Genomic DNA, 22,035 nt, shown 5'->3' on the forward strand with positions numbered 1-22,035 from the left:
GGCCGCCCGCACCGTCCGGCCCGCCTGCTCTTCCGGCTGCACCACCCCGCCCGGGCCGCGGAGGCAGGGGGGCCGCATCGACCCCGGCAAGTGCTGCTGCGACCTCCGGGCCTTCGAGGCACACGGCCCCACCGCCGCCCTGGCCCTCGCCGGGCTCGTGCCCGGCGCCCCTGCCGCTCCGCCGTACGCGACCCGTGCTGCTCCCGGCACGGTGGTCACCCCGGGTGTCGGAGACCTGACGGCGACCTGCCTCGTCCTCGCTCCGACCGTGCTCGCCGCCACCGGAGCGTTCACGCTGCCATGGGGCCGGGCGGCCGGCCGGGAGCGTCGCTTTCGCGACCGCGACGCCTTGGGGCCGCCCCCCGATATCCCGCACGTCATGTCTCCGTAACCATCGATTCAGACGGACTTGCGACGCTCGGCCAATGAAGCCCGCCGTGCCAGAGCCTTCGCCGCCCCCCGAGGGGCCCGCGGGGAACGGGGCCGTGACGGTCCCGCCCGCACGTTCCGACGCGCCTGTCTCGCCCCTGGCGCGGAAGAATGGGTTTATGAGTCAGCAAAACACGCAGGCAGAGGTCCAGCACGTCCAGCCCTCCGTGGGCTCCATAGCCGCGCACCGCCAGCACGCCGTGGCCGCGGTGGTGTCCGACCTCGAACCCGATATCGATGCCGACCTCGACGCGTACGAGGAGTCGCAGGCCGACGGGGAACCACTGCCGCAGGGCCGCTTCCTCGACCGGGAGCGCAGCTGGCTCGCCTTCAACGAGCGCGTCCTGGAACTGGCAGAGGACCCGAACACGCCCCTGCTGGAGCGCGCGAACTTCCTGGCGATCTTCGCCAGCAACCTGGACGAGTTCTTCATGGTCCGGGTGGCCGGTCTGAAGCGCCGCATCGCGACGGGTGTCGCCACCCGCTCGGCCTCCGGCCTCCAGCCGCGCGAGGTGCTGGAGATGATCTGGGCCCGCTCGCGCGAGCTGATGGCCCGGCACGCCGCCTGCTACCACGAGGACGTCGCCCCCGCGCTCGCGGAGGAGGGCATCCACCTGGTCCGCTGGAACGAGCTGACCGAGAAGGAGCAGGCGCGCCTCTTCACGCTCTTCCGGCACCAGATCTTCCCGGTCCTGACCCCGCTGGCCGTGGACCCCGCGCACCCGTTCCCGTACATCTCCGGCCTGTCCCTGAACCTGGCCGTCGTCGTGCGCAATCCGGTCAGCGGCCACAAGCACTTCGCACGTGTGAAGGTGCCGCCGCTGCTCTCCCGCTTCCTGGAGGCCGCGCCCGGCCGGTACGTCCCGCTGGAGGACGTCATCGCCGCGCACCTGGAGGAGCTGTTCCCGGGCATGGAGGTGCTCGAGCACCACGCCTTCCGGCTCACCCGCAACGAGGACCTGGAGGTCGAGGAGGACGACGCCGAGAACCTCCTGCAGGCCCTGGAGAAGGAACTCATGCGGCGCCGCTTCGGGCCGCCGGTGCGTCTGGAGGTCGAGGAGTCCATCGACCGCGAGGTGCTGGACCTGCTGGTCCGCGAGCTGAAGATCTCCGAGGCCGAGGTGTACCCGCTCCCCGGCCCCCTGGACCTCACCGGCCTCTTCCGCATCCACAGCCTCGACCGCCCGGAGCTGAAGTACCCGAAGTTCATCGCGGGCACCCACCGCGACCTGGCCGAGGTCGAGTCCGCGTCCGCGCCGGACATCTTCGCGGCCCTGCGCGCCCGCGACGTGCTGCTGCACCACCCGTACGACTCGTTCTCCACCTCCGTCCAGGCCTTCCTGGAGCAGGCGGCGGCCGACCCGGACGTGCTCGCCATCAAGCAGACGCTGTACCGCACCTCCGGCGACTCCCCCATAGTCGACGCGCTCATCGACGCCGCCGAGTCCGGCAAGCAGGTCCTGGTCCTGGTCGAGATCAAGGCCCGCTTCGACGAGCACGCCAACATCAAGTGGGCGCGCAAGCTGGAGGAGGCCGGCTGCCATGTCGTGTACGGCCTGGTCGGCCTGAAGACGCACTGCAAGCTGTCCCTGGTGGTCCGCCAGGAGGGCGAGACGCTCCGGCGCTACAGCCACGTCGGCACGGGCAACTACCACCCGAAGACGGCCCGGCTGTACGAGGACCTGGGCCTGCTCACCGCCGACCCCCAGGTGGGCGCGGACCTCTCCGACCTCTTCAACCGCCTCTCCGGCTACTCGCGCCGCGAGACCTACCGCCGCCTGCTGGTCGCCCCCAGGTCCCTGCGGGACGGTCTGATCGCGCGGATCAACAAGGAGGCGCAGCACCACCGTGCGGGCCGTCCGGCCTTCGTCCGCATCAAGGTCAACTCGATGGTCGACGAGGCGGTGATCGACGCGCTCTACCGGGCGTCCCAGGCGGGCGTGCCGGTCGACATCTGGGTGCGTGGCATCTGCGCCGTCCGCCCGGGCGTCACGGGCCTGTCGGAGAACGTCCGGGTCCGCTCGATCCTGGGTCGGTTCCTCGAACACTCCCGGGTCTTCGCCTTCGGCAACGGCGGCGAACCCGAGGTGTGGATCGGCAGCGCCGACATGATGCACCGCAACCTCGACCGCCGGATAGAGGCCCTGGTCCGGGTCACCGACCCCGGCCACCGGGCGGCCCTGAACCGGCTGCTCGACACCGGCATGTCCGACACCACGGCCTCCTGGCACCTCGGCCCCGACGGCGAGTGGACCCGGCACGCGACCGACGCGGACGGACAGCCGCTGCGCAACGTTCAGGAGATGCTCATAGACGCCCGGAGGCGCCGGCGTGGCACAGCAACACCTTGACCCGACGGACCCCACGGCCTCGGAGGTGACGGGGGAGGCACTCGCCGGCTACCTGCGCGCCCAGGCCACGGAGTTCCTCCGCGCGCTGCGCCTGCACCGCGAGACGGGTGGCGGTACGGCCCACGGCGCGGAGGAGTCCGTCGACGCGGCCCGGGCCCTGCGCCGCTCGGCCCGCCGCATCAGCGGCAGCCTGCACACCTTCCGCCCGCTGCTGGACCCGGACTGGTCGGAGGAGATGCGCCCGGAACTGGCGTGGCTGTCGGGCACACTGGGCCTGGAGCACGCCTACGCCTCCCGTCTGGAGAGGTTGCTGCTGGCGTTGCACCGGCTGTCGGGCTCCGCGGCGCTGCCCGTGCAGACCGTGACCTCGGTGACCGTCGGCGTTGCCGACTCGGCCGCGGGCGGTCGTGGCGCCGGGGCGGCACCCGGTCCCCTGAAAACGGCGCCTGCCCACACCAGTGGCCCCGCCCACCCGGCGCCCACGCCGGAACGCGGCAGCCTGACGGTCGGCGCGGCGAAAGCCGGCGCCCTGCTGGAACGCCAGCTGACGCTGGCCCGGACGCGCGCCCACTCCACAGCCCTGCAGGCCCTCGGCTCCTCCCGCTTCCACGCGGTCGCCGACAAAGTCGCCGTACTCGCCAGTGAGGTGCCCCTCACCCCCACCGCCCCCACCACCGGCCTGCGCCCCCTCGCCGCCGCCGCCGAGGAACGCCTCACGGACTCCGTCAACGCCCTGCCCCTGCTCACCGCCGGACACCCCTACAACGCCGAGGCCCTGGTCCACGGCCTGTCCCCGGATCCGTCCCCGCATCCCCAGGACGGCCCCTGGCACCAGGTCCGCCTGCTGCTGCGCCTGCACCGCTACGCCCAGGAGGTGCTGTTCGGCGGTGGGGGTACCTCCCCGCTCGAACGAAGCCGAGAGCTCGGGGGAACGCCCGTGGACGTACGCCTGCTGACCGCGGGCCAGGCCCTGAACCGGCACCGGGACGCCTCGGAGGCGGCGGCCGCGGCCGCGCAGGCGGCCCGTACGCCCCGCATCGCGCCGGCGACGGCGTACGCGCTCGGCGTGCTCCACGCCGACCAGCGGCACGAGGTGGAGGCGGCCAGGTTCGCCTTCCAGCAGGCGTGGCGGAAGCAGACGGTCAACGCGCCCTGACCCACCCGAGGAGGCGGTGTGAACGACACCTTGGTCCAGGCGGCGGGCTGCGTGCTGTGGCGCCGCTCACCGGTGGCCGGCGAGCTGGAGATCTGCCTGGTCCACCGGCCGAAGTACGACGACTGGTCCCACCCGAAGGGCAAGCTCAAGCGGGGCGAGGACCCGCTCACGGGCGCCCTGCGCGAGGTCACGGAGGAGACGGGGTACTCAGCCGAGCCCGGGAACGAGCTGCCGACCATGCGCTACCTGGCCAACGGCCGGCCCAAGCAGGTGCGCTACTGGGCGGCCGAGGCGGTCTCCGGCCACTTCGCCCCGAACGACGAGGTGGACCGGATCCTGTGGCTCTCCCCCGCCGCGGCCCGGGACCGCCTGACCCAGCCCCGCGACCGCGACCTCGTGGACGCCCTCGTCCGGCCATTCGAACGCATGTAGCGGAAGGGCGAACGCCGAGGGAATGATCACCTGAGTGTCGTCTGTGCGACGGCCGGTTCTGCTGGGATGTGTCCGCACCACCTGGCACTGACCTCCCACTCGGCGCACTCGCAGGAAAGCCGGCGCTCACGGCGGAGACGGCATGGACACGGCACGCAAGCAGCGCATGCCCAGCGTGCGCTGAAGGTCCTCACCGCCGCCCGGGACACGGGGACCTGAGATCGCCGCCGGCGCCGCACCGGGCGCCTCACAGGGCCGCCGCGTGGCCCTCCGCGTCCGTTCTGGCCTGACTGCGCGCCCGGCGGGCCGGGCCGCGCCAGCCACAGGTACAGCGGGCCGTACAGAAACGGCCCTGCTCGGTCGTCGTCGTGAGGTGCTCCTGCCCCTGCCGGGCTCGCTCCGGCCCGTCCTGCTGCGCCACGGGGACAACGTTACAGACACCGCGGTCAAGGGTTTGTATGTCTATCCCAGCCTTGGGCAGTGCGTGACGGCGCCCGCTACTCGTCGTTAACCGGAACGACAGGGGGCCCGTGACGGACGTACCGGCTGGGGGTAGGCAGGCGATGGATCGGCGGCAGCACAGGCGGTCGGGCAGGACGGTCGTCGCGGTGGGGATCCTGGGGATCACGGTCGGACTCGGGGCGGCCACCACGGGGTGTTCGGCCAGCGGGGTCGCGGCCGAGGGCGTGAGCGGCGCGGGCGGCGACCCGGTGGCCGCCCTGCGGCAGGCCGCCGGCACGCTACGCGGCGCGGGCAGTTCCAAGGCCACCACGTCCATGGAGATGGCGACCGGCGGCACCCGGGTCACCATCCGCGGCAAGGGCGTCTACGACTACCGGCGCAGGCTCGGGCAGTTGACCGTCGTGCTGCCGGAGGATCCGGCGGGGACCGCCGAGCACCGGCCCATCACCGAGCTCCTCGCCCCGGGCGCCCTGTTCATGAAGAACCGGGGCGCGGGGGTGCCCGCCGACAAGTGGGTGCAGGTGGAGACCGCGACCCTGTCCGACGGCAACCTCGTCACCGGCGGCGCGACGGACCCGTACACCGCCGCGGAAGTGCTGCGCGGGACGCGTACGGCGACGTACGTGGGGCGGACAGAGGTCGGCGGGACCCAGGTGCGGCACTACCGCGGTACGGCCGATCTGTCCCGCGCGGCCAAGTCCGTCTCGGCGGACGACAAGGCACCCCTGCGAGCGGCGGCGAAAGGCTTCGCCACGGCCGAGGTTCCGTTCGACGCCTACCTGGACGACCGGGGCCGCATCCGCAAGCTGCGCCAGCACTTCAGCTTCGTCAACGGCCGTTCGAAGACCGCCGTGGCGGTTGCCTCGATCACCCTGCTGTACGACTTCGGCACCCCCGTGGACGTACGCCTGCCGAGCCCGAAGGACATCTACGCGGGCCGCATCGCCGACAGCGGGACCGAGAACCGGCCAGGACACTAGTCACGGACCCCACCTCCGAACTAGCCCGTCCGTGCCATGCGCGGTGTGTGGAGCGCTGCCTACTCTAGGAAGCCGGTGACGGCAGAGACGAGGTGATGCACGTGGCTCCGGTCGGCGGTACGGCAGTTCAGGACCACGTGGCCCTCGCTGAGATCGAGCTGTGCGGAGAGCTGATCATCGCCGCCTCGGCCGCCGAGGACCGGCTGAGCACGGAGAGCATCGACGAGGTGCTGCGGGTGGCCGAGGAGCGGGAATCCGCCGAAGTGTGACCGTGCCGGGGCCGAGGGCTCAGGTGCGCAGCAGCCGGCCGATCGCCTTCGTGGCCTCGTCCACCTTCGCGTCGATCTCGTCGCCGCCCTTGAGGGCCGCGTCCGCGACGCAGTGCCGCAGGTGCTCCTCCAGCAGCTGCAGGGCGAAGGACTGCAGGGCCTTGGTGGAGGCGGACACCTGGGTGAGTATGTCGATGCAGTAGGTGTCCTCGTCGACCATGCGCTGGAGCCCGCGGATCTGACCCTCGATCCGGCGCAGTCGCTTGAGGTGCTCGTCCTTGTGCTTGTGGTAACCGTGCGTGGCGCCGGCCTCGGTCGTCGTCATCGCGGGCCTCCATCTCGGGACGAGCTGCGAAACATACCCCTAGTGGGTATATGGTAACGAATTTTACGGGGTAGGGACCCCTAGGTACGCCCCCGTGCTGATCACTGTGTCCGATGCGCGACACTGGGAGACGGCCCGATAGCCGTGGCCGGATGTTGCCCCTAGCATCAGCCTGACCGAAACCGAAGCACCCCGAGGACCCCACGTGCGCTTTCGTCTGACCCCCAGGGAGACGAGCTTCTACGACATGTTCGCCGCGTCCGCGGACAACATCGTCACCGGCTCGAAACTCCTGATGGAACTGCTCGGGGCGGACTCCTCCGCCCGGGCCGAGATCGCAGAGCGTATGCGGGCCGCGGAACACGCAGGTGACGACGCCACGCACGCGATCTTCCACCAGCTGAACTCCTCGTTCATCACGCCCTTCGACCGCGAGGACATCTACACCCTCGCCGGTTCCCTGGACGACATCATGGATTTCATGGAGGAGGCCGTCGACCTGGTCGTCCTCTACAACGTCGAGGAACTGCCGAAGGGCGTCGAGCAGCAGATCGAGGTGCTGGCCCGGGCGGCCGAGCTGACGGCGGAGGCCATGCCGAACCTCCGCACGATGGACAACCTCACCGAGTACTGGATCGAGGTGAACCGTCTGGAGAACCAGGCGGACCAGATCCACCGCAAGCTGCTGGCCCAGCTCTTCAACGGCAAGTACGACGCGATCGAGGTGCTCAAGCTCAAGCAGATCGTGGACGTCCTGGAAGAGGCGGCGGACGCGTTCGAGCACGTGGCGAACACGGTGGAGACCATCGCCGTCAAGGAGTCCTGAGGCGTCGATGGACACCTTCGCCCTGCTCGTGACCATCGCGGTCGCGCTCTTCTTCACGTACACAAACGGTTTTCACGACTCCGCGAACGCCATCGCGACGTCGGTGTCGACGCGGGCGCTGACCCCGCGGGCGGCTCTCGCCATGGCGGCGGTGATGAACCTCGCGGGCGCCTTCCTGGGCTCCGGGGTGGCCAAGACCGTCAGCGAGGGCCTGATCGAGACGCCCCAGGGCTCGAAGGGGTTGGCCATCCTCTTCGCGGCCCTCGTCGGCGCGATCATCTGGAACCTGATCACCTGGTACTTCGGCCTGCCCTCTTCGTCCTCCCACGCCCTGTTCGGCGGCCTGGTCGGCGCCGCGCTGGCGGGCGGCACGGCGGTGCTCTGGAACGGCGTCATCGACAAGGTCATCATCCCGATGTTCCTGTCCCCGGTCGTCGGTCTGATCGTCGGCTACCTGGTCATGACGGCGATCCTCTGGCTCTTCCGCCGAGCCAACCCGCACAAGGCCAAGCGGGGCTTCCGCATAGCGCAGACCGTCTCGGCGGCCGGCATGGCCCTCGGTCACGGTCTGCAGGACGCCCAGAAGACGATGGGTGTCGTGGTGATGGCGCTGGTGATTTCCGGCCATGGGACCTACGGCGACCCGATCCCGGTGTGGGTGAAGATCGCCTGTGCGGCGATGCTGTCGCTGGGCACGTACGCCGGTGGCTGGCGCATCATGCGCACGCTGGGCCGCAAGATCATCGAACTCGACCCGCCGCAGGGGTTCGCGGCCGAGACGACGGGCGCTTCGATCATGTTCGCGACGGCGTACCTCTTCAAGGCTCCGATCTCGACCACCCACGTGATCACCTCGGCGATCATGGGTGTGGGCGCGACGAAGCGGGTGAACGCCGTCCGCTGGGGCGTGGCCAAGAACATCGTCATGGGCTGGTTCATCACGATGCCGGCAGCCGCCCTGGTCGCCGCGGCGGCCTTCGGAATCATCGACCTGACCGTGCTGTGACCTGAGCGTTCGCCTCACGGCAGGAACGACGGCAGGAACGACGGCAGGAACGCAGTGGGCCCGCCCCCGGGAGCCAGGGGCGGGCCCTTCTGCGTCCTCGCGGTGGCACCGCCATGCAGCACCGCGAGGGGTTCTGGGGATCAGCCGAAGCGGCCGGAGATGTAGTCCTCCGTCGCCTGGACCGACGGGTTGGAGAAGATCCGCTCGGTGTCGTCGATCTCGACCAGCCGCCCCGGCTGGCCCACGGCCGCCAGGTTGAAGAAGGCCGTACGGTCCGACACGCGCGCCGCCTGCTGCATGTTGTGCGTCACGATGACGATCGTGAACCGTTCCTTCAGCTGACCGATCAGATCCTCGATGGCCAGGGTCGAGATCGGGTCCAGCGCCGAGCAGGGCTCGTCCATGAGGAGGACCTTCGGCTCGACAGCGATCGCCCGCGCGATGCACAGACGCTGCTGCTGACCACCCGACAGGCCGGAGCCCGGCTTGTTCAGGCGGTCCTTCACCTCGTTCCAGAGGTTCGCGCCCTTGAGCGACTTCTCGACGATGTCGCTCAGCTCGCTCTTCCTGTAGTTGCCGTTCAGACGCAGCCCCGCCGCCACGTTGTCGAAGATCGACATCGTGGGGAACGGGTTGGGGCGCTGGAACACCATGCCGACCTCGCGCCGCACCGACACGGGGTCGACGCCGGCGCCGTACAGGTCCTCGTCGTCCAGCAGCACCTTGCCCTCGACACGGCCACCCGGGGTGACCTCGTGCATGCGGTTCAGCGTGCGCAGGAACGTCGACTTGCCGCAGCCGGACGGCCCGATGAACGCCGTCACCGAGCGCGGCTCGACCGTCATCGAGATGTCTTCGATCGCCTTGTGGGAGCCGTAGTAGGCGGTGAGTCCGCTGACGTCGATTCGCTTGGCCATTGTCTACTTCACTTCCGGTTAAGTCTTGATCAGTCGCCGGGTTGGCCGCGACTCAGCGACCGGTCTTCGGGGCCTTCCAGCGGGCGATCCCGCGGGCCACCAGGTTGAGGAACATCACGAACGCGATCAGCGTGAGCGATGCCGCCCAGGCGCGGTCGTAGGCCGCGGTGGAACCCGAGCTGTTCGCGTACTGCTGGTAGATGTACAGCGGCAGCGCCTGCTGCGCACCTTCGAAGGGGTTGTTGTTGATGAAGGTGTTGCCCCACACCAGCAGCAGAATCGGCGCGGTCTCGCCCGCGATACGGGCGACGGCGAGCATGATGCCGGTGACGATGCCGCCGATGGAGGTCGGTACGACCACCTTCAGGATGGTCCGCCACTTCGGCACACCGAGCGCCAGCGAGGCCTCGCGCAGCTCGTTGGGGACGAGCTTGAGCATCTCCTCGGTGGAGCGGACGACGACCGGCATCATCAGGATGGCCAGGGCCAGCGAACCGGCGAAGCCGAACGGCTGCATGTTGAAGATGAGCATCAGGCTCAGGATGAACAGACCGGCGACGATCGACGGGACGCCCGTCATGACGTCGACGAAGAACGTCACCGCCTGAGCGAGGCGACCGCGCCCGTACTCCACCAGGTAGATGGCGGTGAGCACGCCGATCGGGGCGCCGATGAGGGTGGCGAGGCCGACCTGCTCCAGGCTGCCGATGATCGCGTGGTAGATGCCGCCGCCCGGCTCGGAGTCGGCGACGACACCCATGGAGTGGGTGAGGAAGTAGACGTTGAGGACCTTCACACCGCGGGAGATGGTCACCGAGACCAGGGAGACCAGCGGGACGACGGCGACCAGGAAGGCGACCCACACGAGCGAGGTGGCGATGCGGTCCTTGGCCTGGCGGCGGCCCTCCACGCGGGCGGCGATGCCGTAGGTGCCGAGGAGGAAGAGGATCCCGGCGATCAGGCCCCACTGGACCTTGCTGTGCAGGCCGGCGGCGAAGCTGATGCCGATCCCGAGGGCGAGCGCGCCGGCGGCGATGGCCCACGGCGACCACTTCGGGAGGCTGGCGGCCCGCAGCGTGCTGGGGCGCTTGTCGGTGACGGCTGCGGTGCTCATGCGTTGGCCCCCGAGTACTCCTTGCGGCGGGCGATGATCGCACGGGCCGCGCCGTTGACCAGCAGGGTGATGACGAAGAGCACCAGACCGGAGGCGATCAGCGCGTCCCGGCCCTGCTCGGTGGCCTCACCGAACTTGCTGGCGATGTTCTGGGCGAAGGTGCCGCCGCCCGGGTTGAGCAGGCTGGCCTGGATGTCGTAGCTCGGGGAGAGCACGGTGGCGACGGCCATGGTCTCGCCCAGGGCGCGGCCGAGGCCGAGCATCGAGGCGGAGATCACGCCGGAGCGGCCGAAGGGCAGCACCGCCATGCGGACAACTTCCCAGCGGGTGGCGCCGAGGGCGAGCGCGGCCTCCTCGTGCATCCGCGGGACCTGGCGGAAGACCTCGCGGCTCACGTTGGTGATGATCGGCAGGATCATGATCGCCAGCAGGATGCCGACGGTGAGCATGGCGCGGGGGGCGCCGCCGTCCCAGGAGAAGACGCCGGTCCAGCCGAGGTAGTCGTTCAGCCAGCCGTACAGGCCCTGCATGTGCGGGACGAGGATCAGGGCGCCCCACAGGCCGTAGACGATGGACGGCACGGCGGCGAGCAGGTCGATCACGTAGGCGATGGGACCGCTCAGCCTGCGCGGGGCGTAGTGCGTGAGGAACAGCGCGATCGCGACGGCGACCGGCACGGCGAGGGCCATGGCGATGATCGAGGAGACGATCGTGCCGAAGGCCAGTACCGCGATGCCGAAGACCGGCGGGTTGAGGTTGGTGTTCCACTCGAAGGTGGTCAGGAAGTTCCCGTGGTCCTTGCTGATCGCGAGGGTGGCGCGGTAGGTGAGGAAGACCGCGATCGCGGCCATGATCACCAGCAGCAGGATGCCCGAGCCGCGGGACAGGCCGAGGAAGATGCGGTCACCGGGGCGGTTCGCGCCGCGGGCGTTGCGCTTCTGCTCGGTCGGGCTCGGCTGGGGCGTGGGGGGAGGTGCATCGGTTTTCTGGGTCGATATGTCCATCGGGTTCTCCGGTCTGCGGAGCCGCGGTGTGGGCGGCTCGATGGAGCCACTCCCTCAGGAGGTCGCGGCTCCGGGCGGCGGTGCACCGGACGGTGCGGCCCGGCCCCGGGAGGAACCGGGCCGCACTCTCGGATCAGGTCAGCTCAGGCCGGCGATGGTGGTGCGGACCTTGGCGATGATCTCGTCGGGGATCGGGGCGTAGTCGTTCTCCGTCAGGACCTTCTGGCCGTCCTCGCTCGCGATGTAGGTGAGGAAGGCCTTGACGGCGGGCAGGGTGTCCGCCTTGTTGCCCTTGTCACAGACGAGCTCGTAGGTGACGAGGGTGACCGGGTAGGCGCCGTCGGCCTTGGTCTTGTAGTTCATCTGCAGCGACAGGTCCTTGCCGGTGCCGACGATCTTGGCGTCCGCGATGGCCTTGGTGGCGCTGTCGGTGCTGGGGGCGACCGGCGAGGAGGCGCCGGTGTCGATGCTGACGGCCTTGACGCCGTCACCGACGTAGGACAGCTCGAAGTAGCCGATGGCACCGTTGGTCTGCTTCACCTGCTGGGCCACACCGGAGGACTGCGGCGCGGACTGGCCGCCCTTGGCCTGCCAGGACTTGCCGCCGGAGTACTTCCAGTTGTCCGGGGTGGTGGCGATCAGGTACTTGGTGAAGTTGTCCGTGGTGCCGGAGTCGTCCGCGCGGTGGAAGGCCTGGATCTTCAGGTCGGGAAGCTTCGCGCTGGGGTTCAGCTTCTTGATCGCGGGGTCGTTCCACTTGGTGATCTTGCTGTCGAAGATCTTGGCGATCGTCGGCGCGTCCAGAACCAGGTTGTCGACGCCGTTCACGTTGTAGCCGACGGCGATCGGGCCGCCCACCATCGGCAGGTCGATGCCCTGACCGCCGTTGCAGACCTTCTTGGTGGCGGCGACTTCCTCGGGCTTGAGCGCGGAGTCGGAGCCGGCCCAGGGGATCTGGCCCTGCGTGAACGCGGTGACACCGGCACCGGAGCCGCCCGCCTTGTAGTTGATCTGCACGCCGCAGGCCTGGGAGAAGTTCTTCACCCACGCGTCGATCGCGTTCTTCTGCGCGGAAGAGCCGTCGGACAGCAGCTGACCCTTGGCGTTGTCGCACTTGATCGAGCCGGCGCCGGCCGAGGCCGTCGACTTGCCGCCCGCGTTGGTGTTGCCGTTGTCGTCGGAGCCGCACGCCGTCAGGGCCAGGGCGCCGGAGACGGCGATCGCACCGAGAGAGAGGGCGCGCAGCCGGTTCTTGCGCTGAAGCTTCACTTTCGGGAGTTCCTTCCAGGAGCCGCCGCTGTCGGCGGCGTGCGAAGTCGTGAGGATGCGTGAGCGCATGTATGGCCGCACTCCGCACCGTGCACGGCCGAAATTAGGCAGAACAGGTGAAGCCGCCGATGGCCGGAAGTGAACGGCGGGTGAACCCCTGCCGTCGACCTGGTGAGGTCACGGAATGCTTACGGGGAGAACACGCAAAGGTTCCGACGACCGGGTTGCGCAGACGCTTATACGATGTTCGCTCTCCTGTTCAAGGGAACCCCTGTGTGCACGGCGTCGTCTCGTTCCAGGAGAGCCGAGGAAAGGCGACAGACATGGAACGGCGTACGTTCATCTCGGGCGGCGCGGCCGCGTTGGCGGCGACCGCGCTGACCGGGTGCAGTTCTGGCCCGGGTGCGTCCGCCGGTGTCTCGGCGCACTCGTCTTCATCCTCGGGTACGGCGCTGAAGACCACCAGCCAGGCCGCCGCCGCGAACTGGGCGGCCCTCGCCCGCGACCTCGACGGCCCCCTGGTGGGCCCCGGCGACGCCACCTGGAAGACGGCCCACCAGCTGTACAACACCCGTTTCGACGGCCTCAAGCCGGCCGCGGTCGCCTACGTCGCCCACTCCGACGACATCCGTACGACCCTGGCGTACGCCCAATCCCACGGGATACGAGTGGCGATACGCAACGGCGGCCACTCCTACGCCGGCTACTCCTCGGGCGACAACCGGCTGATCCTCGACGTGTCCAAGCTGAACCGCGTCCGCGTGAGCGGCGGGCAGGCGGTGGTGGGCGCCGGCTCCAAGCTGATCGACGTCTACCGGGCGCTGGGCGCGAAGGGCGTGACCATACCGGCGGGCTCCTGCCCCACGGTCGGGGTCTCCGGCCTGGTCCTCGGCGGCGGCCACGGCGTCGCCTCCCGCGCCTACGGCCTGACCTGCGACAGCCTCACCCAGGCCACCGTGATCACGGCGGACGGCACCCAGGTCACCGCGAACGCCACATCCCACCCCGACCTCTTCTGGGCGCTGCGCGGCGCGGGCAACGGCAACTTCGGCGTCGTGACCGAGCTGCAGTTCCGGACCCACCCGGCGCCGCAGGCGGTGACCGCGTACATGACGTGGTCCTGGTCCAGGGCCGCGGCCGTTTTCAAGGCCTGGCAGGAGTGGGGCCCGGCCCAGCCCGACGAGATCTGGTCCTCGCTGCACCTGTCGAGCACGCCGGGCGGCACGCCCACCATCTCCGTGGCCTGCTTCTCCCTCGGCACCTACGGCGAACTGCAGAACGCGGTGGACCGCCTGGCGCACAAGGCGGGCGCCAACGCCAGGACCGTGTCCCTGCGGCGCCGGGGTTACGAGGAGGCGATGGAGATCTACGCCGGCTGCTCCTCCTTCTCCACGGACGCCCAGTGCCACCTGCCGGGCTCCACTCCGGGCCGCTCCCCGCAGGGCGCCCTGGGCCGCGAGACCTACGCGGCCCGCTCCGACTTCTTCGACCGCTCCCTGTCCTCGGCGGGCATCCAGACCCTGCTCAAGCAGATCGGTTCCGTCCGGGGCGGTGCGGGCAGCATCGCGTTCACGGCGCTGGGCGGCGCGATCAACCGGGTCTCCCCCACGGCGACGGCGTTCGTCCACCGCCGCTCCCGGATGCTGGCGCAGTACATCGCCTCCTGGGGCGCGGGATCCTTTGGCGGTACGGCCCAGTCGTGGCTGACCTCGGCCCACAACGCGATGAAGCCGTACGCCTCCGGCGCGGCTTACCAGAACTACACGGACCCGACGCTCACGAACTGGCGCAAGGCCTACTACGGGGACGCGGCCACCCGTCTGGGCACGGTGAAGAAGCAGTACGACCCGGAGCGGTTCTTCTCGTACCAGCAGGGTCTGTAGGGGCGACCGCGGTCCGGCCCCGGCCGCGGGCGCGTGGGAGCCGGTCGCGCGGTTCCCTCACGCCCCTTCGGGGCTACGCGGCCAGATCCTTCTCCCCGGACTCCACCGGCTTGCGGGCACCGGGCAGCAACGTGTTGTTCCGCCCGTCGGCCGCCGCACGACTGCGCACCAGCCAACCCGCCCGCCGCGACCGCTCCACGGCCTTCATCAGCGGGGTCAGCAGGGCCATGGCCAAGGGGGACAGGAGCAGGGCGACAGCCGTACCGAGGGCGAACCCTCCGACGACGTCGGTCGGGTAGTGCACGCCCATGTACACCCGGCAGAAGCCCTCCAGCAGCGCCAGCCCGATGCCCGCGGCGCCGAAGCGGCGGTTGGCGACGAAGAGCCCCACTCCCAGTGCCATCGTGACCGTCGCGTGGTCGCTGACGAAGGAGAAGTCGGTCTTGCCGGAGACGAGGACGTCCAGGCCCTGGTGGTCGACGAAGGGGCGGGGGCGTTCGACGAAGCCGCGGATCGGGACGTTCACCAGCACCGCGATGCCGGCCGCGAGCGGGGCCCACACCAGGGCGGCCGCCGAGGACGCGGCGTCCTCGTCACCCCGGCGGCGTACCGACCACCAGCACCACAGCACCAGGAGCACCATCGCGAGCAACAGGCCGTACTCGCCCACGAACTCCATGACCCGGTCGAACCAGTGCGGCGCGTCCTTGGCCAGGCCATTGATGTCGTAGAGCAGGTCGACGTCGGGGTTCGAACCGGATTCGGCGAGTACAGCCATGGTGCTGCGGCCCCTTCGTCGTTTTCCCGGACGCACCTCGTGTGCGTCGCGCCGGCCCCCCGTGGTGTGTAGATCCGCTTCCGCTGCACTGCCGCACTGACGTCCGCTCGGCTACGTCAACAGGAACGCACAGCCCCCATTCATACGTTCCACTCTCCACCGAATGATCACGCAGACGTTATCGAAGAGAGACTCATCTCCGCAGCTCAGGGGGCGGGTTCACGCTCGGTTCACACCGTTGTGGGCAGCGCTTTCGCGCCATCTTCGGTGACCCGCGTGGCACCGAAGTAGTCGGGAGTGTCGACCGGGTCGAACCGGATCACGGCACCCGAGCGCGGCGCGTCGACCATGTATCCGCCGCCCACGTAGATCCCCACGTGCCGGATGGCCCGCGAGTCGGTGAGGTCGTCGGAGAAGAAGACGAGATCGCCCGGGAGCAGTTGGTCCCGGGAGGGGTGCGGGCCGGCGTTGTACTGGTCGTTGGCGACCCGGGGCAGGGTGATGCCCACCTTCTCGTACGCGGCCTTGGTCAGGCCCGAGCAGTCGAAGCGTCCGCCCTGGTCGGCGGTGCCGTTGCCACCCCAGAGGTAGGGCGTGCCCAGCTTGCTCTGGGCGAAGGCGATGGCGCCCGCGGCCTGCCGGGTGGGGTCGATCCGCCGGACCGGCGCGGCGAAGCTCTTCTCCAGGCTGCGGATCCGCTTGACGTAGTTCTGCGTCTCGCTGATGCCCGGAACCCCGCCCGCCCTGATGACCCGGTAGGCGCCCGCGTTGTAGGCGGCGAGCATGTTGTCGGAGACGTTGCCGGGAACGTCCTTGACGTATTTGGCGAGTTCGCAGTCGTACGACGCGGCCGACGGAATCGCGTCATTCGGGTCCCAGATGTCGCGCTTGCCGTCGCCGTTGCCGTCGATGCCGTGGGTCGCCCAGGTGGCCGGGATGAACTGGGCGATGCCGCGCGCGTCGGCCGGGCTGACGACGGTCGGGTTCCAGCCGCTCTCCTGGTACAGCTGGGCGGCGAGCAGGGCCGGGCTGAGCGCCGGGCACAGGTTGCCCCACTGCTGCACGAGCTGCTTGTAGGCGGCCGGCACGGCTCCCTTGGCGAGCCCGCGGCTGCCCGCGGTGACGCTGTTGACGAGGTTCCCTGCGACGACGTACACGCCGACGACGAGCAGCATCACGAACGCGAGCGCACCACCGACACCGGCAGCAACCGCGATCCACGCCTTACGCACCGTCAACCGCCCCTCGCCACCCGGGAGTACGCCGGGCGTCAGTCTACGGCCGCGAGTCCCGGAGCCGGCCGTGACCGGCCCTGGTCGGACCCTGTCCCGTCGGGGTGCCCGCCAATCGCACAATCCGGCCAGGACGACGTCGCGCAACCCGGCCCACCACTGGGTGGGATCGGCGCACCGGCTGTGGACGTCGCAGCCGTGCTGCATGCGGAGGAAGGCGGAGAGGGTGACCCGAATGGCCGAGCGCGGGGTAGTCCCGCGCGGGGTAGTCCCGACGCGGGTAGCCCTGGCGCGGGTAGCCCCGTCGCGCGGTTCGTCGGCACGCGGTTCGTCGGCGGCCGGGAAGCCCGCGCCGGTGCCGGCGGTCCACCGGCCGTCCGAGCGACGCGCGCGCAGCGGCTGCCGTGGGGTCACGACCTCCACGGCAGCCGCCTTCTGCCCGCTGCGCGGACGGGCTCAGGGGTCGGCCGTCGCGTCCTTGTACAACTCGGCCGCCTCGGCGCCCAGTACCACGCTGTACGAGGTGTCCGCGGTGGAGCCGCCCTTCTCGTGCCCGCCGAGGACCCCGACGACCTGCCGGTCACCGTTCACCCAGGGGCTGCCGCTGGTGCCGCCGGTGAACTCCGGGCAGTCGATCCGCTGTTGCGTACGGCTGTGCCGGACCGGCTTGTTGGTGCAGCTGATGGGCACCTTGCGCGAGTCCGGGTACCCCGTGACGGTCACGGCGGTGGCTCCGGTGGCCGTGCCGGTGGCGAACCGATTGCCGCCGACCACGTCCTCGATCCGCTTCCCGCCCAGCTCGTCGACGTACGCGAACGCCACGTCACTGTCCTCGTGCTGCCCCTTGGCCCACCCCTCGGGCAGGAACCGCTTCCCCACCTTCCACACCCCGTACGGCGCCCGCCCGTCCCGGTACCCCGGCACGAACACCAGGTCGCCGTCGTCCCCGTCCACACAGTGCGCGGCGGTGACGAGGAGACTGCGCTGCGGACTGTGGACGACGGAGGCGGTGCAGAAGTGCCCGCCGGCCGGCCTGCCGACCCGGTCCGCGCCGGAGAGCGCGCCGACCCGCGCGCTCTGCTGCGTCGCGACCGTCTCGGCGGTGACCCCGAAAGGTCCCGGCCCGTCATCGGCGGCGGCCACGGAGGCCGAGGCGAGGGCGAGCGTCACGACGGCACACGCCAGGGCGGGGCGCGAGGTGAGCCAGATGCGTGAGATGCGCTTCATCAGGCGTCACTCTTCCCCAGGAAGGTGAGAAACCCGCCCCGACTTCACTGAGATTTACCTGTGAACCCTCCCAATGGGCGCCAGGTGTCTCCGTGGACCGGAAGGCGTCGCTCTCCGTCCCCGCACGTCCGGCACGGCATCGGATCACCGTACTGTGCGGGTTCCTCTCCCGTCTCCTCACTCGTCACGCCGAGTCACTCCCTCGGCACTCCGCCCACAGCAGCTTCCCGCCCTTCGACGCGCCCAGCTCCCGCAGCACCGAGGCCCCCCACGACTGGGCGCAGGCCCGTACGAGATGCAGGCCGCGTCCGGTTTCCGCGTCGTCCGGGGCCACGGCGCCCGCCTCGCCCTTGGTGAAGCCCAGCGGGACGCGGGGGTCGGTGTCCCATACGGCGATGCGCAGTCGGCCCGGTTCCCGCCCGAGGAGGCGGAGGGCGTAGGGGCCGGTGGTGTGCAGATGCGCGTTGGCGAGGAGTTCGGCTGCCAGGAGTTCAGCGGTCGGGGTGAGCGCGGAGAGGCCGTGCGCGGCGAGGACGGTACGGAGGGTGGCTCGGGCGATCCCCGGTGCGCGTGGATCGTGCGGGAGTTGGAGGGTGTAGGTCCAGGGCGGGGATACGGTGGGCATGGAAGTCTCCGATCACTGGGGGAGTTGCTTGACACCCAGTGGCCTGCCGCCCTGTCGGGCGGTGCGCTTCTGGGGGTGCGGCGCCGAGCTCAACGTAGCGACTCGGGAATATATTCTTCATCCCAATCGGAGCAATAAATTCTGCAACCACCTGTGTGGGTGACAGGCAGTACAGAGGAGCGGCGGGCATGCCCGTGAGGACCAACCCGACGGCACGTCAACTCCGTTTCGGCGCCGAGCTGCGCAGACTGCGCGAGCGTGCGGGCCTGACGTCGACGGAGGCTGCTCGACTCCTCGGCATCAAGCAGGCCCAGGTCAGCAACATGGAGGCGGGACGCCTTCACGTGAGCGCGGACCGCGTACGCACCCTGGCCTGCCAGTACGACTGCGCCGACAAGCAGCTCGTCGAGGCGATCGCCGGGATGACCGGGGAACGAAAGCGCGGCTGGTGGGAGGAGTACCGGGGCATCCTGCCGTCCGGGCTGCTGGACCTGGCCGAACTGGAACACCACGGCACCGCGCTGCGCACCGCCCACACCTCCGGCATCCCCGGCCTGCTCCAGACGCTCGACCACGCCCGCGAGGTGTTCCGCCAGGTCGTGCCCGAACTGTCACCGCCGGAGCTGGAGCACCGGGCCTCGTTCCGCATCAAGCGGCAGGCGGTGCTCTTTCGCAAGGATCCCGTCCCGTATCAAGCGATCATCCACGAGGCAGCGCTGCACATGAGATTCGGCGGTCGTGACGTCGCCAGGCAGCAGCTCAAGCACCTGCTCAAGATGAGCGAGCACGCGAACATCTCCCTCCACGTCATCCCGTTCACCGCCGGCGGCTACCCCGGCGCCGGACAGCCCATCTACTACGTCCACGGCCCAGTACCGGAACTCGACACCGTTCAACTCGACCAGGCTCACGGCATCGTCCTGCTGGACGCCGAGGCCCAGCTCGCCAAGTACCGCAGGATCTTCGACCGCCTGATGGCCCTCAGCCTCATCGAGTTGGAGTCACGGGCCCTCGTCCACAACATCATCCAGACCCTGTGAGAGGGAGACATGTACTCCACCCCTTGGCAGAAGTCCTCGTACTGCGGCGAAGGAGAGTCCTGCGTCCACGTAGCCGCCACCGCCGAAACGATCCACCTCACGGAATCCGCCGACCCCAGCGGAGCAATACTCAGCGTCGCCCCCGACTCCTTCCGTGCCCTCCTCGCCGCGCTCAAAAAGGCACCCGCCCCCACGGGCGCCGGCGACAACGCCCCCCTCCACCTCCGGTCCGCGGACACCGTCGTCACCACCGACCGCCGCAAGTGGAACGCCTTCGTGCTCGGCGTGCAGGCGGGGGAGTTCGACCACTTCGCGGAATGAGGCGTACCGGCACACGCAGGCGGTCCGCACCCAACACCGCAGTTACGACATTTCAGCCGCCGTGAGCCCCCACGCGACGCCGGTCAGCTCCTCCGACAGGGCCCACAGCCTCCGTGCCGCCTCCGGATCGCTCGCCGCCGCACTGCGGCCGACCAGCGTCGGGGCACCCCGCATCTCACCGAGGCCGTCGGGCCCTACGTACGCCGCTCCGGGCAGGTCCTGGCTCGCCGCGTAGAGCGTCGGGAGCGCGCCGGACCTGTCGTCCTGGGCGAGGAACTTGTTGCCGACCACCATGAACGCCCGCGCGAAGGGGTTCGCGGCGTGGCTCTGGAGGTTGGTGGCCGCGTAGCCGGGATGGGCGGCCAGGGCGCGTACGGGTGAGCCGGCCTCCGTCAGGCGGCGCTGCAGTTCCAGCGTGAACAGGAGGTTGGCCAGCTTGGACTGGCAGTAGGCGCGGGTCGGGGAGTAGCGCCCCCTCAGGTTCACGTCGTCGAAGTGGATCACGCCGTCGCCTCCGCGGTGGAGGCCGGAGGACACCGTCACCACCCGGTCCGTGACGTACGGCAGCAGCAGGTTCGTCAGCGCGAAGTGCCCGAGGTGGTTCGTGCCGAACTGCATCTCGAAGCCCTGCTCGGTGCGCTGCTCCGGCAGCATCATCACGCCGGCGTTGTTGATCAGCAGGTCCAGCGGGCGGTCCCAGGAGGCGGCGAACTCTCGCACGGAGTCCAGGTCGGCCAGGTCAAGGCGCCGCACCTCCGTGCTGCCGCCCACCCGCACCGCGGCGGCGCCACCGCGCTCGAGGTCCCGTACGGCGAACACCACATGCGCGCCCGCCCGGGCCAGCGCCTCGGCGGTCGCGAAGCCGAGGCCGCTGTTGGCGCCGGTGATCACGGCCGTACGGCCGGACAGGTCGGGGAGGTGGGTCGGGTTCCATTTGCGCGCGGCGCGCGCGTCGGTCTTATCAGCCATGCGCCTAATGTAGGCATCGACAACAATGATGTCAATGACAACAATGGTGGCAATGGCAACTATATTGACGCCGTCAACATCGGGATACGATGGTGCGCATGTCGCGCATGTCCCCGTCGCCCACGAGTCGCCCCTACCACCACGGAGACCTGCGCGCCGCCCTGCTCAAGAGCGCCGAGCGCACCCTGCGCGAGAAGGGGGCCGGCGCCCTGTCGCTGCGCGAGCTGGCCCGCGACCTCGGGGTGAGCCACGCCGCCCCCGGCCGGCACTTCAAGGACAAGCAGGCCCTGCTCGACGCCCTGGCCCTGGACGGGTACGAGCGGCTGAACCAGGCCCTCGGGGCCGCCGCCGCGCGGCCCGGCCTGGGCTTCGAGGAGCGGATGACGGCGCTCGCACGCGCCTACCTCGGCTTCGCCGTCGAGAATCCGGAACTCCTGGAGCTGATGTTCGCCCGCAAGCACCGCCCCGACAGCTCCGCACAGCTCGCGGCGGCCGTCGACCAGTCCCTCGGCTCCCTCACCCGGATGTTCGCCGAGGCGCAGGAACGGGGCGAGATCGTCCAGGGCGATCCCGAACGCATCACCATGGTCGCCGCCGCCAACCTGCACGGCCTGGCCGCTCTCATCGCCAGCTGCGCCTTGGAGGCGAACGAGGCCCTGGCCGGCCTGGACGAGCACGTACACCTGCTGCTGCACGGACTCAAGCCCCGCTGAGACGCCCAACGCCGGGGGCCGGCCCCGTCCTTCGCAACCCGCCCGTGAGAACATCGTCTCGACGCCTCACCCGACCTGCCGTCAGAAACCGCGCCAGGCCGTAAAGGAGGTCAACGACGGAACCGCACAACAGGTTCCGCTCCGACCTCGTTGCCCGGCGTGACCTGCCGTGATACACAGAGTGACGGTACGGGCCATTCGCACGAAACCCGCCAGTCAATGACGTCAAGTCGACATACGACGGCGACGTTTTCGGCGAGAATGAGGCCTGACCTCTGCACACCGCAGGGGCCACGCGGAACTACCCACCAGGGGCGGTGACTTACATGCTCTTTGCGGCCGACAAGGGAGACATCAACACCATCATCGGCGGGATCGCTCCGGACTGGGGCCCCTTCGGCAGCCTGGGCAACGAGGCCAAGGTGATGATCGAGGTGGTGATGGCCGTGGCCATCCTGCTCTGCCTCGGCATCGCGGTCTGGGGTGCCGCCAAGCAGCGGATCGGCGCGACGGCCCTCCGGGACACCTTCAGCGCGGAGCAGGGCAAGGGCCTGATCATCGCCGGCCTCACCGGGGTCTTCATCATCGGCTCACTGGGCACACTGTTCACGATCGTGTACGGCATGGCGGTCTGACGCCCCCTCTCCTCCCGGGCACGCCCGGTCGTCCCCCTCCACCCCACCCACCCGTCGTGCCCACCGGCTGAG

At 69.9% G+C, this 22,035-nt stretch carries 23 protein-coding genes; 12 read left to right on the forward strand and 11 right to left on the reverse strand.

Annotated features, from left to right (window positions below):
- Positions 1–425: 425 nt before the first annotated feature.
- The 3 genes from ACFZDC_RS36750 to ACFZDC_RS36760 are packed head-to-tail and all read left to right on the forward strand — an operon-like array spanning position 426 to position 4,368.
- Positions 426–2,780 (forward strand): RNA degradosome polyphosphate kinase, encoded by a 2,355-nt coding sequence (locus ACFZDC_RS36750; protein ID WP_391330749.1) that lies wholly within the window; start codon positions 426–428, stop codon positions 2,778–2,780.
- Positions 2,761–3,936, forward strand: coding sequence for a CHAD domain-containing protein (locus ACFZDC_RS36755; RefSeq protein WP_391330750.1), 1,176 nt, complete (start codon positions 2,761–2,763; stop codon positions 3,934–3,936). The genes ACFZDC_RS36750 and ACFZDC_RS36755 overlap by 20 nt, the downstream gene beginning before the upstream one ends.
- A gap of 18 nt (positions 3,937–3,954) precedes the next feature.
- Entirely contained in the window at positions 3,955–4,368 is a 414-nt protein-coding gene (locus ACFZDC_RS36760) for an NUDIX domain-containing protein (RefSeq protein ID WP_391330751.1), read from the forward strand.
- Between the two features lie 247 nt (positions 4,369–4,615).
- On the opposite strand, the gene ACFZDC_RS36765 is transcribed toward ACFZDC_RS36760, so the two are convergent.
- Positions 4,616–4,789, reverse strand: a complete 174-nt coding sequence (locus tag ACFZDC_RS36765) for a hypothetical protein (protein ID WP_391330753.1) — start codon at positions 4,787–4,789, stop codon at positions 4,616–4,618.
- Between the two features lie 142 nt (positions 4,790–4,931).
- Here ACFZDC_RS36765 and ACFZDC_RS36770 point away from each other — a divergent pair, with 142 nt between their 5' ends.
- Both ACFZDC_RS36770 and ACFZDC_RS36775 read left to right on the forward strand, forming a co-directional pair.
- On the forward strand, positions 4,932–5,810 hold the full coding sequence (locus tag ACFZDC_RS36770; RefSeq protein WP_391330754.1) for a hypothetical protein: 879 nt from the start codon (positions 4,932–4,934) through the stop codon (positions 5,808–5,810).
- A gap of 101 nt (positions 5,811–5,911) precedes the next feature.
- Positions 5,912–6,079, forward strand: a complete 168-nt coding sequence (locus ACFZDC_RS36775) for a hypothetical protein (protein ID WP_391330797.1) — start codon at positions 5,912–5,914, stop codon at positions 6,077–6,079.
- A 19-nt stretch (positions 6,080–6,098) separates the two neighbouring features.
- Here ACFZDC_RS36775 and ACFZDC_RS36780 read toward each other — a convergent pair whose 3' ends face one another.
- Positions 6,099–6,404 (reverse strand): metal-sensing transcriptional repressor, encoded by a 306-nt coding sequence (locus ACFZDC_RS36780; RefSeq protein WP_391330756.1) that lies wholly within the window; start codon positions 6,402–6,404, stop codon positions 6,099–6,101.
- A 205-nt stretch (positions 6,405–6,609) separates the two neighbouring features.
- Between ACFZDC_RS36780 and ACFZDC_RS36785 the strand changes: the two genes are divergently transcribed.
- Entirely contained in the window at positions 6,610–7,230 is a 621-nt protein-coding gene (locus ACFZDC_RS36785) for a DUF47 domain-containing protein (RefSeq protein WP_093476565.1), read from the forward strand.
- Positions 7,231–7,237: 7 nt separating this feature from the next.
- Positions 7,238–8,236: an inorganic phosphate transporter gene (locus tag ACFZDC_RS36790; protein WP_391330759.1), complete on the forward strand. Its 999-nt coding sequence runs from the start codon at positions 7,238–7,240 to the stop codon at positions 8,234–8,236.
- 140 nt (positions 8,237–8,376) lie between these two features.
- Here the strand turns inward: ACFZDC_RS36790 and pstB are convergent, their stop codons facing one another.
- The 4 genes from pstB to pstS all read right to left on the reverse strand — a co-directional run bounded on the left by pstB (position 8,377) and on the right by pstS (position 12,540).
- Entirely contained in the window at positions 8,377–9,153 is a 777-nt protein-coding gene (pstB, locus tag ACFZDC_RS36795) for a phosphate ABC transporter ATP-binding protein PstB (RefSeq protein WP_391330760.1), read from the reverse strand.
- A gap of 52 nt (positions 9,154–9,205) precedes the next feature.
- Positions 9,206–10,267 (reverse strand): phosphate ABC transporter permease PstA, encoded by a 1,062-nt coding sequence (gene pstA, locus ACFZDC_RS36800; protein ID WP_391330762.1) that lies wholly within the window; start codon positions 10,265–10,267, stop codon positions 9,206–9,208.
- Entirely contained in the window at positions 10,264–11,271 is a 1,008-nt protein-coding gene (gene pstC, locus ACFZDC_RS36805) for a phosphate ABC transporter permease subunit PstC (protein WP_391330764.1), read from the reverse strand. Before pstC ends, pstA begins: the two co-directional genes overlap by 4 nt.
- Positions 11,272–11,409: 138 nt before the next feature.
- Entirely contained in the window at positions 11,410–12,540 is a 1,131-nt protein-coding gene (gene pstS, locus ACFZDC_RS36810) for a phosphate ABC transporter substrate-binding protein PstS (protein WP_391330793.1), read from the reverse strand.
- 323 nt (positions 12,541–12,863) lie between these two features.
- On the opposite strand from pstS, the gene ACFZDC_RS36815 reads away from it, so the two are divergent.
- The gene (locus tag ACFZDC_RS36815; RefSeq protein ID WP_391330766.1) at positions 12,864–14,423 is read left to right on the forward strand and encodes an FAD-binding protein; all 1,560 of its coding nucleotides are present in this window, start codon (positions 12,864–12,866) and stop codon (positions 14,421–14,423) included.
- Between the two features lie 73 nt (positions 14,424–14,496).
- Here the strand turns inward: ACFZDC_RS36815 and ACFZDC_RS36820 are convergent, their stop codons facing one another.
- The 4 genes from ACFZDC_RS36820 to ACFZDC_RS36835 form a co-directional block, all read right to left on the reverse strand.
- Positions 14,497–15,201 (reverse strand): phosphatase PAP2 family protein, encoded by a 705-nt coding sequence (locus ACFZDC_RS36820; RefSeq protein WP_391330767.1) that lies wholly within the window; start codon positions 15,199–15,201, stop codon positions 14,497–14,499.
- Between the two features lie 230 nt (positions 15,202–15,431).
- Complete coding sequence (locus ACFZDC_RS36825) at positions 15,432–16,433, reverse strand: NlpC/P60 family protein (protein ID WP_391330769.1); 1,002 nt, start codon at positions 16,431–16,433, stop codon at positions 15,432–15,434.
- 456 nt (positions 16,434–16,889) lie between these two features.
- The gene (locus ACFZDC_RS36830) at positions 16,890–17,660 is read right to left on the reverse strand and encodes a trypsin-like peptidase domain-containing protein (RefSeq protein WP_391330771.1); all 771 of its coding nucleotides are present in this window, start codon (positions 17,658–17,660) and stop codon (positions 16,890–16,892) included.
- A gap of 184 nt (positions 17,661–17,844) precedes the next feature.
- Positions 17,845–18,285 (reverse strand): ATP-binding protein, encoded by a 441-nt coding sequence (locus ACFZDC_RS36835; protein ID WP_391330773.1) that lies wholly within the window; start codon positions 18,283–18,285, stop codon positions 17,845–17,847.
- A gap of 188 nt (positions 18,286–18,473) precedes the next feature.
- Here ACFZDC_RS36835 and ACFZDC_RS36840 point away from each other — a divergent pair, with 188 nt between their 5' ends.
- Both ACFZDC_RS36840 and ACFZDC_RS36845 read left to right on the forward strand, forming a co-directional pair.
- Positions 18,474–19,325, forward strand: coding sequence for a Scr1 family TA system antitoxin-like transcriptional regulator (locus tag ACFZDC_RS36840; protein WP_391330775.1), 852 nt, complete (start codon positions 18,474–18,476; stop codon positions 19,323–19,325).
- Positions 19,326–19,334: 9 nt separating this feature from the next.
- Positions 19,335–19,646 carry a DUF397 domain-containing protein gene (locus ACFZDC_RS36845; protein WP_391330777.1) on the forward strand — a complete coding sequence of 104 codons (312 nt, stop codon included), beginning with the start codon at positions 19,335–19,337 and terminating at the stop codon, positions 19,644–19,646.
- A gap of 42 nt (positions 19,647–19,688) precedes the next feature.
- Here the strand turns inward: ACFZDC_RS36845 and ACFZDC_RS36850 are convergent, their stop codons facing one another.
- On the reverse strand, positions 19,689–20,615 hold the full coding sequence (locus tag ACFZDC_RS36850) for an oxidoreductase (RefSeq protein WP_391330779.1): 927 nt from the start codon (positions 20,613–20,615) through the stop codon (positions 19,689–19,691).
- Positions 20,616–20,713: 98 nt separating this feature from the next.
- Here ACFZDC_RS36850 and ACFZDC_RS36855 point away from each other — a divergent pair, with 98 nt between their 5' ends.
- Positions 20,714–21,328 (forward strand): WHG domain-containing protein, encoded by a 615-nt coding sequence (locus ACFZDC_RS36855; RefSeq protein WP_391330781.1) that lies wholly within the window; start codon positions 20,714–20,716, stop codon positions 21,326–21,328.
- 326 nt (positions 21,329–21,654) lie between these two features.
- Positions 21,655–21,963 carry a hypothetical protein gene (locus ACFZDC_RS36860; RefSeq protein WP_014673544.1) on the forward strand — a complete coding sequence of 103 codons (309 nt, stop codon included), beginning with the start codon at positions 21,655–21,657 and terminating at the stop codon, positions 21,961–21,963.
- Positions 21,964–22,035 lie beyond the last annotated feature (72 nt).

Origin of the sequence: Streptomyces sp. NPDC007905, assembly GCF_042959345.1 — a bacterium.
Classification (GTDB): domain Bacteria; phylum Actinomycetota; class Actinomycetes; order Streptomycetales; family Streptomycetaceae; genus Streptomyces.